Genomic DNA, 13,292 nt, shown 5'->3' on the forward strand with positions numbered 1-13,292 from the left:
AATGTTTGAGCAAACCTTCAAAAATATTGACGATATTTTGCATAAAGATGCGGGCTGCAGTAGTGAGCTGGATTATGTAGAGCAAACCTCATGGGTGCTCTTTCTCAAATACTTGGATGATTTCGAGAAGGATAAGCAGGCAGAAGCAGAATTAGCGGGCAAGACGTATCAACAAATTATTGCGCCAGAATATCATTGGGAAGTATGGGCGGCGCCTAAGGGCAAGGACGGCAAGCTAGACCATCATAAGGCGCTGAGTGGCGACGATCTCAAGGATTTTGTTGATCTTAAGTTAGTTCCTTATTTAAAGAAATTTAAAACAAGTGCTGAGAGTCCCGATACGATTCAATATAAGATTGGTGAAATTTTCCATGAGCTCAAAAATAAAATTCAAAGTGGATATAACCTCCGAGAAGTTATCAATTTAATTGACCAGCTTCGTTTTCGATCACATGCGGAAAAGCATGAGATGTCCCACCTTTACGAAGACAAAATCAAGAATATGGGTAATGCGGGTAGAAATGGTGGTGAGTATTACACTCCTAGACCGCTTATTAAAACAATTGTAAAAGTTGTTGCCCCAAAAATCGGAGACAGGATTTATGACGGTGCTGCAGGTTCTGCTGGATTCTTGGTAGAGGCATTTGATTACCTGCAAAGTAAAGAGTTAAGTACAAAAGATATTGAAACGCTACAGAAAAAAACATTCTACGGTAAAGAGAAAAAAGCGCTTGCTTATATCATAGGTACGATGAATATGATTCTTCATGGGGTTGAGGCACCTAATATTATTCACACCAATACCTTGGCTGAAAATATTGACGACATTCAAGAGAAAGATCGTTATGACATTATTCTTGCTAATCCTCCATTTGGCGGGAAAGAGCGTTCTGAGGTACAGCAAAATTTTCCCATTAAAACGGGTGAGTCGGCTTTCCTATTTTTGCAACATTTCATTAAATCGTTGAAGGCGGGGGGTAAAGCTGCTGTTGTCATTAAAAACACATTTCTCTCAAATACAGATAATGCATCAGCCAGTCTGCGCAAACTGCTCTTAGAAAGCTGCAACCTTCATACAGTGCTCGATTTACCAGGAGGTACGTTCACAGGTGCAGGTGTTAAAACTGTAGTGCTGTTTTTTGAAAAAGGCAGTGCTACCAAAAAAGTATGGTTTTACCAACTGAGTTTGGATAGAAACCTTGGCAAGACTAATGCACTGAGCGAAAAAGATTTAGCTGAGTTTGTGGAACTGCAAAAGACAAAAGCTAACAGCGAAAATTCTTGGTCAATCAATGTGGCGGATATTGACCAAAAAACGTTTGATCTCAGCGCCAAAAACCCCAATAAAAAAGAAGAAGCCGCTCTACGCCAGCCACAGGAAATTGTGGAAGAAATAAAGTCCTTAGATAAAGAAAGCACCCATATTTTAAACTCTATTTTGGAGTTGATATGAGGAGTTGGGAGAAAAAGAAATTAGGTGAAATATGTGATTTTCAAAATGGTTTCGCTTTTAAGAGTAAAACATACAAAGAAATTGGTTTACCAGTTCTTAGAATTACAAATATTCAAAACCAGTCATTAGAAGTAAATCAATTGGTATATTTTGATCCAAACGATTACAAAGAAAATTTTGAGAGGTTTAAAGTATTTAAAAATGACTTAGTAATTGCAATGTCAGGAGCAACGACAGGTAAACTGGGTATAAATACAAGTGATACAGTTTTTTATCTAAATCAACGTGTAGGCAAATTTATTCCTAAAAAAGCATTACTTAAACCGTATCTCTATTATTTTTTATCTACAAAAGTTGAAGAGAGTTTAAGAATTGCTGCGGGGGCTGCACAACCAAATTTAAGTACTGAACAGATCAACAACTTTGAAATCCCTCTTCCACCACTGTCGGAGCAACAACGCATCGTAACCATCTTAGATGAAGCCTTTGCCGCCATAGCCAAGGTAAAAGCCAATGCCGAACAAAACCTCAAAAATGCCAAAGAACTTTTTGAGAGTTATTTGCAAGACTTGTTTGAAAATAAAGGCGAGGGCTGGGAAGAAACTGTATTAAAAAATGAAATTGATTTATTAGTCGGTTTTGCTTTTAAAAGCAAAGCGTACACAGAGGCGGAAGATGATATTTTGCTTTTGAGGGGTGATAATATCATGCAAGGTGATTTACGTTGGGAAAACGCGAAACGCTGGAAAAAAACAGAGTATGAGGTTTATAAAAAATATCAATTACAAGAAAATGATATCGTGTTGGCTATGGATCGTCCTTGGGTCAAAGCAGGATTGAAAGTGGCGAGATTATTAAAAAATGATCTTCCTGCATTATTAGTTCAACGAACTGCTTGTTTAAGAACCAAACCGAAACTAGATAATTCACTACTTTTTTATATGCTAAAATCTAAGGGATTTATGAATTATTTAATTGATGTCCAAACTGGTATTGGAGTACCACATATAAGCGGACAACAAATTTTGGACTTTAAATTCAATAAGCCATCAATTAACACACAGCAAGATATCGTCCAGAAACTTGATGCACTTTCGACCGAAACCAAAAAACTCGAAGCTTTATATGAAGCTATAATTAATAATCTGGAAGAATTGAAAAAATCAATTCTTCAAAAAGCTTTCAGCGGTGAATTAACTAAAATCGAGGTTGTTGCATAATGACAGAAGATGAAACACGTGCGGAATTAATTGACCCTAAACTGCGCGAAAGTGGCTGGGGTGTTGTTGATGGCACAAAAGTGTTTCGCAATCATGCTATTACAAAAGGCCGGATTCAAGTCGGTGGTCGTCGTGAGACACCAAAACGCGCTGATTATGTCTTGTCTTATAGGAATCAAAAGCTCGCTATTATTGAGGCCAAACGTGCCGACCTAGGCGTGGGTGAAGGTGTCGCTCAAGCGAAAGAATATGCCGTTAAGATGGAACTTAAAACGACATTTGCATCAAATGGAAAAGAAATTTATCAAATCTGCATGGAGACAGGTGAAGAAAAGCTAATTGACAAATACCCTACCCCTGATGAACTTTGGAAGAAAACATTTCCAGAAGAAAATAATTGGCGCGATAAATTTGATGCGGTGCCATTTAGTGATATAAGCGGCACAAAACCACCCTATTTTTATCAAGAAATTGCCGTTAATAAAGTATTATCAGAGGTTGCAAATGATCGTGACCGTATTCTTTTGACACTGGCGACGGGCACCGGGAAGACATTTATTGCATTTCAAATTGCATGGAAATTATTTTACTCTCGGTGGAATTTGAAGCGTGATGGTTCTCGAAGGCCAAGGATACTTTTTTTAGCAGACAGAAATATACTGGCAAACCAAGCATTCAACGATTTTTCAGCTTTTCCCGAAGATGCATTAGTGCGAATCGACCCCAAAGAGATTAGAAAAAGAGGCAGCGTACCAACCAATGGCAGTCTCTTCTTCACTATTTTTCAAACATTTATGAGCGGTAAGGACAATAAGCCTTATTTTGGAGATTATCCCCCGGATTATTTTGATTTCATTATCATTGATGAGTGTCATCGTGGGGGTGCGAATGATGAGAGTAACTGGCGTGGTATCTTAGAGTACTTTTCACCCGCAGTTCAGCTTGGCTTAACTGCTACACCGAAGAGAAAAGGTAACACGGATACGTATGCCTACTTTGGTGAGCCAGTTTATGTCTATTCGTTGAAAGAAGGTATCAATGACGGCTTTTTAACCCCATTTAAAGTAAAACGGGTACAGACCACATTAGATGAATACGTTTATACCTCTGATGATACGGTTGTTGAGGGTGAAATCGAGGAAGGAAAAATATATCAAGAGGCAGACTTTAATCGGATTATCGAAATAAAGGCTAAAGAGGCCAATCGAGTCGAGCTTTTCCTTTCAATGATTAATCAGAATGAAAAGACCATCGTCTTTTGTGCAACACAAGACCATGCTGCCGCTGTGCGCGACCTCATCAACCAGCAAAGTAAGAATAAAAATCCATTTTACTGTGTGAGAGTGACAGCCAATGATGGAGCATTGGGTGATCAATATTTACGTGATTTTCGTGATAATGAGAAATTCATCCCGACGATACTAACCACTTCTCAAAAACTATCAACGGGCGTAGATGCGCGAAATATTCGAAATATTGTTTTAATGCGACCAGTGAACTCGATGATAGAGTTTAAGCAAATTATTGGTCGTGGTACCCGTATATTTGATGGAAAAGAATATTTTACGATTTATGATTTTGTTGGTGCATATCATCATTTTAACGATCATTCATGGGATGGCGAACCACTTGATGAAACCACAGTAGGTGAGAGCAGAGTAACCACGACTCATGAACCAGAAGGGCCCTATATCAGAGATGAAGAAACACCAGAAGAAAATAGAAGGATAATGCTCAAGATCAAGCTGCGAGACGGCAAGGAAAGACAAATACAGCATATGGTAGCGACATCATTCTGGAGTGCGGATGGTAAACCTATTTCTGCTGAAGAATTTATGCAAAATCTATTCGGATCACTGCCTGCTTTTTTCAAAAGCGAGGAAGAGCTTCGTAAAATCTGGTCTGATCCTTCCACAAGAAAAGCCTTATTAGAGAAGCTTGAAAAAGCCGGATATAGTCATGACGTTTTAACAGAGCTGCAAAAATTAATTAATGCAGAGCAGAGCGACCTGTTTGATGTGCTTGAATATGTGGCATATAACATTACACCTATTACACGTGAAGAGCGTGTTGCCAAAGCACAGAAAAACATATTTACCCTGCTTAATAATACACAAAAAGAATTTCTTGAGTTCGTTTTATCTAAATATATTGAATCCGGTGTGGATGAGCTTGCTCAAGAAAAGCTACCCGATTTATTACGATTAAAATATCGTGCAATTGAGGATGCAAAAGATAAACTGGGCAGCATAGATGATATTAGGAATACGTTCATTCATTTTCAAAAACATCTCTATCAAGCGCATTCACAGCGGTTATAAAAACACGTAGCTTGCTGATGGCCTAAACACTTTTAAATAACGGGATAACGTTGTTTTGATCTTGTAGTTTCTCGAGATAATCTGCCCACCACTGCATCATAGTACGCCGCTCAGGAAGGTATTCAGCATAGTTGTATGCTGCGCGAATGTTATTGCGTTCAGCATGCGCTAATTGCCGCTCAATGGCATCACGATTCCAACCGTTTTCATTGAGCAGAGTAGATGCCATACTTCTAAAACCATGACCTGTCATTTCATCAGAGCTATACCCTAAGCGCCGTAATGCCGCCAATATGGTATTTTCACTCATGGGACGAGTTGCGGAACGTAAACTGGGAAACAAGTATTTTCCAGAGCCAGTATAAGCACATAACTCATTGAGGATCTCGATTGCTTGCGTACAAAGTGGCACAATATGCTGTGCTTTCATCTTCATTTTTTCTGCAGGAATTCGCCATTCCGCTTTATCCAGATCAAACTCGGTCCATTCGGCATGTCGCAACTCCCCTGGTCTTACAAAAAATAATGGTGCTAATTGCAGGGCGCATTTTGTGACGAAGTGGCCGTGATAATCATTGATTGAACATAACAGCCTTCCAATTTCAACTGTATCAGTAATACTGGCATGGTGCTTTTGTTTCACGGGCGCCAATGCACCACGTAAATCAGCAGCGGGATTGCGTTCAGCTTTACCCGTTACAATGGCATAACGAAACACTTGCCCACAAATTTGCGAGACTCGATGTGCTGTTTCAACTGCACCTCTATTTTCAATTCGGCGTAATGCAGAAAGAATTTCAAGGGCGTTGACCTCATTAATGGGACGTTTACCAATCCAAGGAAAAATATTTTGCTCAAGACGTATTAAAATACGCTCACCATGATTTTGGCTCCATTTAGGCGTAAATTTAGCATGCCATTCCCGAGCAACTGCTTCAAAGCTATTTTCTTCTGCTATTTTCTTTGAGCGCTTAATCGAGCTCTTTAAGATTCCAGGATCAATTGTATTGGTTAGTTGTCGGCGTGCTTCATCCCGAGCCTCTCTCGCAGCAGCCAAACTCACATCAGGAAACGCACCAAAAGAAAGCTTCTTTTCAACACCTGAAAAGCGATATTTAAATTTCCAGAGCTTTGAGCCTTTAGGATTAACCAAAAGGTATAGCCCTTTCTCATCTGCCATTTTGTAAGGTTTGTCTTTAGGTTTAGCGTTCTTGATTTCTACAACAGTAAGGGTCATGGGGGCCTCGTCTTTTTACGATCGCATAAAGCCCCTGAATAGGCCCCACTTTTTGGTAGGCTCTTGGGGGCTTTTAATGAATCTTGTTGGACGAAGGTTATATAAAAAAAGCCTTTATTTCAAGGCCTGTAGGATGTTTTTGGATGTCTTAGGAAGTCAATATGGTGGAGGCGGCGGGAATCGAACCCGCGTCCGCAAATCCTCTGCCTTTAGATCTACATGCGTAGCCTTGTCATTTGATTTAACTGTGGCCACTCCGACAGGCAGGATGGGACACAGCGGTTCTCTGAATTTCGCCGATTTGCTCGAGACGCACAAAGCGGCTAGCTTATCTCTTATGACCGTTGATTCGATACCGATAAGCGGGCTCGGTCGAACGGGGTGCCGGGATTAGGCGGCACACGGCGACTACAGATTTGTAACTACCTCTGCTTACGCAGCGATAGCAACATCTCCTTCGTCAAAGTTTGCATTGTTTGCATTTATGTTTATTGAGTCTGATTTACGAGAGGTCTCAATCTCGGCATGCACCTCAGGTTTCGCAACCCACGTCGAAGCCAGGTCGCCCCCAATTTGAAGTAACAATGTAATTATAACACAAAACAAGGGCAATCTATTTATAATTCAATAAAAAACTGGCCTTATGGCCTGTAGACCCTGCGTTTCTGTATAGTTGGCATTAGTTTTGCTGCAAAAATGGTCGGGTATGATTGTAAGCCGTATCGTATTCGTGACCGGGAGAGAGCATATGGAGCATTTTCATGACGACGAAATAAGCCGGCTTAGGGCGTTGTTACGTCATGCAGGTGAATTCATAGCGTATTTTGAACTGGCGGAAGCGAAAATGCTCGCCTGGAGGCAGGATATTGAGCAACAGCAGCAGGCGCAGGAGCAGGCTGTCAACAGGCAGCTGGAGCAGTTGCGTGTTGAGTTGCAGGATTTGCAGACTGTGTTGACTGAGGCTGGTATTGCCCGTCTGTGTGTATTTTCCGAGGATGCCCTGAAGCAGAGTGAAGCTCATTTGGCCGCGTTAAAAAGTACAGGAAACCAATTGATTGCCAGCATGGCCGCACAGCAGCAGGAATTTTCACAGCTCGCCAGTCAGAAGCTGCAGGATTTACAATTTGATTCGGCGCAGGTTGCAGCGCAGCTTGATAAAAAATTATCTGGATATGATGCGGAGCAGTTCCGTCGTATCGCGGAGGAAACCTGTGAGCAGGTCGAAAGAATAGCGAATGACAGTTTGAAATCCAGCGTTGGTCTATTGCGGCATTTTCAATGGCGGGCCAGCGCCCTGGCGTTGGTAACAACATTTTTTACGGCTTTGGCAATTGGTTTATATATCAGCAACGAATCGCCCTGGGAAATTCATAAAAATGCCATTAATGAGCGGCTGGCTGGTAAAGCGCTGTTAAAAGCCTGGCCCAATCTGTCGCAGCAGGAACGAAATCGCATTATGCAAAAAAATGGTTAGCAGTATCTTTATTGCCTTCATGTCAGGTCTTGTATTGTTGCTGGGCCTGCAATGGTATTGGTATAAACCGGCTCGACAAATCAAGCGCTGGCGACGCTCCCTTGATCTGGAGCGCCATAAGAGAGCGTTTGACAGGTTGTATGCTGACGTGGATGGCTTCTCTCTCTCACGCAGCGATCGTCAGCATGGCGATGCGCCGGAGTACGTTTATGGCGAGATAGACTTTGAATCATTCATCGCCCTGCTCAGCCTCTGTCAAGTGGGCTCGGATACGGTATTTTATGATCTCGGCAGTGGCTCAGGGAAAGCGGTGATTGCATGCGCGATGGTGTTTGACGTGAAGAAAAGCTGTGGCGTAGAACTGCTCCCTTTGCTGCATCAGTGTGCTGAGAAGCAAGGACAGCGTTTAACCGCTTTACCCGCTTATGCCCATCTAAAATCCCATATCGTATTCGAACACAGCGATTTGCTTAATACTTCTTTATCAGATGCCAGTCTCATTTTTATTAATGCCACTGCGTTTTTCGCCGGGCACTGGCAGTGTATCAGTCAGCACCTGCAGCAGGTGAAGCCAGGAACGCTGATCATCACGACCAGCAAGGCTTTGAGCCCGGGGCCTTTCATCACACACAAGGTCACACCAGTGCAGATGAGCTGGGGCGTGGTGAGCGCATTTATTCAGCAACGTGTATCTGGAAATGAAATCGCATTTTCAGCTACTTGATAACATTGAATAATTTTCAACTGTGTCTATACTGATTAATAAGAGGTACTTAATTGCTATCAGGCACCCTATCTGACTGATAGTGCCAGGGGAACATGGCTAACCGAGGTGGGTATGATTAAATCGCAACTCATAGAAAGCCTTGCTGCAAAAATGACGCATCTGCCTGAAAAGCAAGTCAACGACAGCATCAATGTTATTTTGGGATTAATGAGTGAAGCTCTGGTAAACGGGCAACGCATTGAAATTCGTGGCTTTGGCAGCTTTTCTCTGCATTATCGCCCCCCACGTAACGCACATAATCCTAAAACAGGCGAGAAAGTCATTACGGAGGCCAAATACAGTCCTCACTTCAAGCCGGGGAAAGAGTTGAAAGAGCGCGTTGACGCCTCCCGCGACAGCGTAGTTCTGGCCAAAGACAACGACGATTGACAGCATGCCGGCAGCGCCGGCATGGTATATCTGCTTAAGTGCGTGGCAGCGTAACGCCGGTTTGTCCTTGATACTTCCCGCCACGGTCACGGTAGGAAACAGCACATACTTCATCCGATTCCAAAAACAACATCTGCGCCACACCTTCGTGTGCGTAAATTTTTGCTGGCAGGGTTGTAGTATTTGAAAATTCAAGCGTGACGTGCCCTTCCCATTCTGGCTCCAGAGGGGTGACGTTGACGATGATGCCACAGCGGGCATAGGTTGATTTGCCAAGACAAATCGTCAATACATTGCGCGGGATACGAAAATACTCCACGGTTCTCGCCAGAGCGAAGGAGTTCGGTGGAATGATGCATACATCTGACTTCACATCGACAAAACTGTTGGGATCGAAGGATTTCGGGTCAACCACAGCAGAATTAATGTTTGTGAAAATTTTAAACTCGTCGGCGCAACGGACGTCGTACCCATAGCTGGATACTCCATAGGAAATGATCCGTCCCTTGGATGACTCACGGACCTGCCCCGATTCAAAAGGCGTAATCATGCCATGGTCACGCGACATTTTCTCTATCCATCTATCCGATTTAATTGACATCATTAGCCTCGTGCAAAAGGTTAGAAGTATACACCAATTTGAGCAATCAGTGTGTCTGCTGATTTACCAGTTCCGATGGTATTGGCATTGACTACATTAACAGGTGCGGCGCCATTGGCAAAGGTATTGGCTGAAAAATCAATGTCGTGTCGGTATTCCAGACTTTCGACAGTGTCTTTCCAGATTGAAATATTAAACACACCACTGATTCGTTTTTTCGGCAAATTCAGGGCCAGCGTTTCTTTTGACCACTGATATCCGAAGCCCAGTGAGGCCGGTTTGTCAAAGGTAATAAACGTAACACCTGCTTCCAGTTGTGCTGCCTGTGGTTTGGCGCCTCGGCCATTAAAGCTCAGATCCTGTGTGCGGAAGGCTCTGCTGGCACCGACCCATTCCGCGGTCAGGCTGTAGCGATCAAAACTGATGTTACCATGTATATCAAGGCCTGGTGTCTTCGCGACAGCCTCGCTGCCGTTTGTTATTGAAGCAAAACCACCAAAAGTAGTATAGGGGGCCGAACCGGTTATCTGCATCCCCTGAGCATCGTTCATGGAGCCAATGTAACCCACACCAATATCTCCAGACACATCATGACCGGAGAATATGTAGCCAAGATTCACCCCGCCCACACCTGAGCCGCCAAGTGTTGTGTCGGATGTAAAACCATAAGCGGCGGCGTATGGACCGGAGGGACCCTGTGATTTATAACCCAGTATCGCGGGACGGGTTTTTGTTCGCGCCAGGGTCAGGGTAATCGGTGAGCTAATCATCGCACTGGAATAACGGCCAAAGGGTGCATAGACCTGGCCTGCGGTAAAATAGATGGGTGTCACATCGAGGTTGCCGATGTTAACAAAACCCAGATTCAGATCAAACGAAGAATTAGATACGCGCTGGGCGTTAAGCACTGGCGGTGACTCATCGTAGGCAATGGACATAAATGCTTCTACGTAGCGGTTCAGGGCAGCCGCAACATCCAGTTCACTGGATCCAAGCGTCAGATCAGAGCTTGAATTTCCAGCGTAGGATCGTGACGTGCTGATAACCGGCTCTGATTTACCGCTGATAGCAACAATAGGAATATTAGGAATGGGATATCCGATTTGTTCGTAGGCATGATACAGGCGTCTACGTTGCTCCATTAACCGAATATCACGGTTAATACTGGAAATATTGACGATGTAATCCGAGCCATCGAACGCGGGACGATCGCCTGTATACGGCGAGGTCACTACCGGTGTTCCGGCGATATAGGTGACCACGCGGCCATCTGCTATAAGAGCCGATGGAAAAAAGCTGTGTGGATCGGCCTGGTTATTGGGTCTGTGGATATAAAGTGTGCTGTCGTGATAAGTCTGTGCAGGTGGTTTAACCAGTTGGACCTGCTGCCGTTCCCTACGCTTTGTGGGCTTTGGCGCTGTTGTATTTTTTGCGACCCGGGGGGCTTTTACAGGAAGTTTTTCGACCTTACGCTGACTGATTAATTGTTTTTGCAGCTGCTCAAGCTGTTTTTGCATTTCCAGTGATTGTTTTTGTAATCGGATAATCTGCTGCTGTAGCTCTTCGTTATCGGCAGCGAAGGAAGGGATTGAAACGGCGGCTAACGCCAAAATTAAAGCTGTGTGTTTCACGCGCGGTACTCCTGACTATTTTTTTGCTTCTTAGGTCTTGTCGCGCACTGATTATACAGGGAATCGCAGATTCTGCGAGAGTGGGGATAAAAGATTTTTTAATTACATTAAGATGAAAAAAAACTCTGGTAGATAAAATCTGGACTCTCAATGGAGTCCAGATTGTGTTTGAACGGTGATTAAGCGTTACCCAGCCATTTAACACCAAAATAAGGACCGTATAATCCAAAGTTTGTGGTGCCGCTTAACAGACCGGTATTCAGAACATTGAAATAGTTCACTGTCTGATAACCACCTTCCAGATTCAGCACGCCCTGTGCCATTTCGTAGGCATAGTTAGCACCGAGTTTTGCTTCCAGACCGGTGGTCATTTTCTTAGTGCTGCCGTATTCAGACGCAACAACCAGTCCATTGTTATAGCTGGTAGCAACGCTGACGCGTGCAGAACCGTACAGCAGAGATGCTGCTGTGTTTGCAGTCAGGCTCAATCCGTGTGACAGGTCATAAGAATAATCAATTCCGATGACAGGTCCCATGCCGTTAAAGTCCGCACTGCCTACGCGTCTGGCTCCGCCACGTGTTGCTGCTGAAAAAATGGCCGGTACTTCGAATATGCGATTCGCTTCTACCTGAATTCGAGCATACTGGAGACCTGTGTAGAAACGGGCATTTTTAACCAGACCCATGTCAACGTGTTGTCCAAAAACCAGGTTTACCTGATCGTATTGGTTGTCGAGATAAAGGTTATATTGTGCAGGAATGGCAACGGGCGCAGGTGTTAACTGAATATAAGAACCGTTAAAGCGTCCCAACAGACCGTCTACATCATAATGTGACCAGTTAATAGTTATGTCGCTACCCGTATTGTAATGGTAGGAACCTTGAAGACGGTAGCCCCATCCCCAATCGGCGTCGACATTATGGTAATTGTTATCGCCCAGTGTTACGTAAGTCAAACCGCTGCTGTACAGAGGCTGCAGGTATAAGGCCTGAATACCAACATCCCATTTGGTTGCTTCACAGGGAACTGTGACATCACCTGGTGTGCAGGTTGGAGCTGGGGGGGTAGAATACATACCTGCAGATGCGGCGCCACAGAATACAAGGCCTAATACGGCGAAAGTCGTTTTCTTTAACATTATTACTCCATTTGAATGTAAAAAAAAAGCCCATCAAATACAGATGGGCTTTATCAAAGCGTGTTAACCTAACAGATTATACGTTACCAACCCATTTAGCACCAATGTAAGGACCGCTCAGAGAGAAATTGGTGTTAGTCAGAGCATCGATAACAGGAGTTCTGGCTACGTCGAAGTAGTTAACCCACATGTAACCAACGTCCAGGCTCAAATCACCTTGGGCCATTGAGTATGTGTAAGTTGCGCCCAATTTGCCTTCCAGTTCAGGAGACATAATTGTTTTGGAGCCACTTGCGAATACAGTGTTAGCCAGGTTTGTGTGGAAGTCGCTTGTACCAATCAACAGAGCAGTAGCACCGTTACCGTAGATTGCGAAACCGTTGCCCAGGTCATAGGACATGTCCATACCCAAACGTGGTCCGAAACCGTTGAAGTCAGTGTTGATGTTCAACAGGTTTACGTTGTTACCACGGAAACGTGAACGGAACTCATGCTCGATACGAACGTATTGGGCACCGCCATGGAAACGGATATTTTTTTGCTCGCCGAAATCAACGTGTTGGCCGAATTCGAAGTTAACAGCATCCCATTTAGGTTCGAGGCTGGCACGAACGTTCAACAGGTTAGTACCGTTTACATTCAGGTTCAGGTTATGATCTGTTGTTTTGTTGTAGTGGTACCAGTTGATGTTCAGGTCATTTCCAGTGTTGAAGTGGTAAGAACCTTCCAGCTTGAAGCCCCATCCCCAGTCAGCGTCGATGTCGTTGTAACGAACGTGAGTCTGGTTGTTGTTGGTAGTAATTCTTGCACCAGCAAAAATATCTTGTGTAGGTTGCAGGTACAGAGCCTGAATACCAAAGTCCCAGGCAGTTCTTTCGCAAGGAACAGTAACGCTTCCAGGTGTGCAGACTGGACCCATTGTTCCAGCAAATACTGCACTGCTACCTAAAGCAAGAACAGCCACTGCTGTTTTTTTCAAATTTAACATGCTTCATCTCCACTTTTTTATTATTAATTTCCGGTTTTTTTGTCGCCAGCCCACCAAGATGGGTTTGACCAC

Annotated in this window: 11 protein-coding genes and 1 other RNA gene; 6 read left to right on the forward strand and 6 right to left on the reverse strand. The window is 43.7% G+C overall.

The features are described 5' to 3' along the window. Window position 1: 1 nt before the first annotated feature. Genes ACQUTA_RS01830 through hsdR form a run of 3 tightly spaced genes read left to right on the forward strand, consistent with a single transcriptional unit; the run spans window position 2 to window position 4,994 of the window. Window positions 2–1,453: a class I SAM-dependent DNA methyltransferase gene (locus ACQUTA_RS01830; RefSeq protein ID WP_444986489.1), complete on the forward strand. Its 1,452-nt coding sequence runs from the start codon at window positions 2–4 to the stop codon at window positions 1,451–1,453. Beyond that, a complete protein-coding gene (locus ACQUTA_RS01835) occupies window positions 1,450–2,673 on the forward strand; it encodes a restriction endonuclease subunit S (protein ID WP_444986490.1) in 1,224 nt (407 codons plus the stop codon). The genes ACQUTA_RS01830 and ACQUTA_RS01835 overlap by 4 nt, the downstream gene beginning before the upstream one ends. After that, window positions 2,673–4,994: an EcoAI/FtnUII family type I restriction enzme subunit R gene (hsdR, locus tag ACQUTA_RS01840; protein ID WP_444986491.1), complete on the forward strand. Its 2,322-nt coding sequence runs from the start codon at window positions 2,673–2,675 to the stop codon at window positions 4,992–4,994. The genes ACQUTA_RS01835 and hsdR overlap by 1 nt, the downstream gene beginning before the upstream one ends. Before the next feature lie 22 nt (window positions 4,995–5,016). Here hsdR and ACQUTA_RS01845 read toward each other — a convergent pair whose 3' ends face one another. Next, window positions 5,017–6,231, reverse strand: coding sequence for a tyrosine-type recombinase/integrase (locus ACQUTA_RS01845; RefSeq protein WP_444986492.1), 1,215 nt, complete (start codon window positions 6,229–6,231; stop codon window positions 5,017–5,019). Window positions 6,232–6,393: 162 nt separating this feature from the next. After that, window positions 6,394–6,801, reverse strand: a transfer-messenger RNA (tmRNA) gene (ssrA, locus tag ACQUTA_RS01850). A 136-nt stretch (window positions 6,802–6,937) separates the two neighbouring features. Here ssrA and ACQUTA_RS01855 point away from each other — a divergent pair. The 3 genes from ACQUTA_RS01855 (at window position 6,938) to ACQUTA_RS01865 (ending at window position 8,861) form a co-directional block, all read left to right on the forward strand. Further along, window positions 6,938–7,705, forward strand: a complete 768-nt coding sequence (locus tag ACQUTA_RS01855) for a hypothetical protein (protein WP_444986493.1) — start codon at window positions 6,938–6,940, stop codon at window positions 7,703–7,705. After that, window positions 7,698–8,429 (forward strand): class I SAM-dependent methyltransferase, encoded by a 732-nt coding sequence (locus tag ACQUTA_RS01860; protein WP_444986494.1) that lies wholly within the window; start codon window positions 7,698–7,700, stop codon window positions 8,427–8,429. The genes ACQUTA_RS01855 and ACQUTA_RS01860 overlap by 8 nt, the downstream gene beginning before the upstream one ends. Window positions 8,430–8,543: 114 nt before the next feature. Next, window positions 8,544–8,861 (forward strand): integration host factor subunit beta, encoded by a 318-nt coding sequence (locus ACQUTA_RS01865; RefSeq protein WP_444986495.1) that lies wholly within the window; start codon window positions 8,544–8,546, stop codon window positions 8,859–8,861. A gap of 34 nt (window positions 8,862–8,895) precedes the next feature. Here ACQUTA_RS01865 and dcd read toward each other — a convergent pair whose 3' ends face one another. From dcd to ACQUTA_RS01885, 4 genes are all read right to left on the reverse strand, one after another. Then, on the reverse strand, window positions 8,896–9,462 hold the full coding sequence (gene dcd, locus ACQUTA_RS01870; protein ID WP_444986659.1) for a dCTP deaminase: 567 nt from the start codon (window positions 9,460–9,462) through the stop codon (window positions 8,896–8,898). 20 nt (window positions 9,463–9,482) lie between these two features. After that, complete coding sequence (locus ACQUTA_RS01875) at window positions 9,483–11,093, reverse strand: LbtU family siderophore porin (RefSeq protein ID WP_444986496.1); 1,611 nt, start codon at window positions 11,091–11,093, stop codon at window positions 9,483–9,485. A gap of 179 nt (window positions 11,094–11,272) precedes the next feature. Next, the gene (locus ACQUTA_RS01880; RefSeq protein ID WP_444986497.1) at window positions 11,273–12,232 is read right to left on the reverse strand and encodes an Lpg1974 family pore-forming outer membrane protein; all 960 of its coding nucleotides are present in this window, start codon (window positions 12,230–12,232) and stop codon (window positions 11,273–11,275) included. A gap of 76 nt (window positions 12,233–12,308) precedes the next feature. After that, the gene (locus tag ACQUTA_RS01885; RefSeq protein WP_444986498.1) at window positions 12,309–13,220 is read right to left on the reverse strand and encodes an Lpg1974 family pore-forming outer membrane protein; all 912 of its coding nucleotides are present in this window, start codon (window positions 13,218–13,220) and stop codon (window positions 12,309–12,311) included. Window positions 13,221–13,292 lie beyond the last annotated feature (72 nt).

It is taken from the genome of Legionella navarrensis (assembly GCF_052527415.1).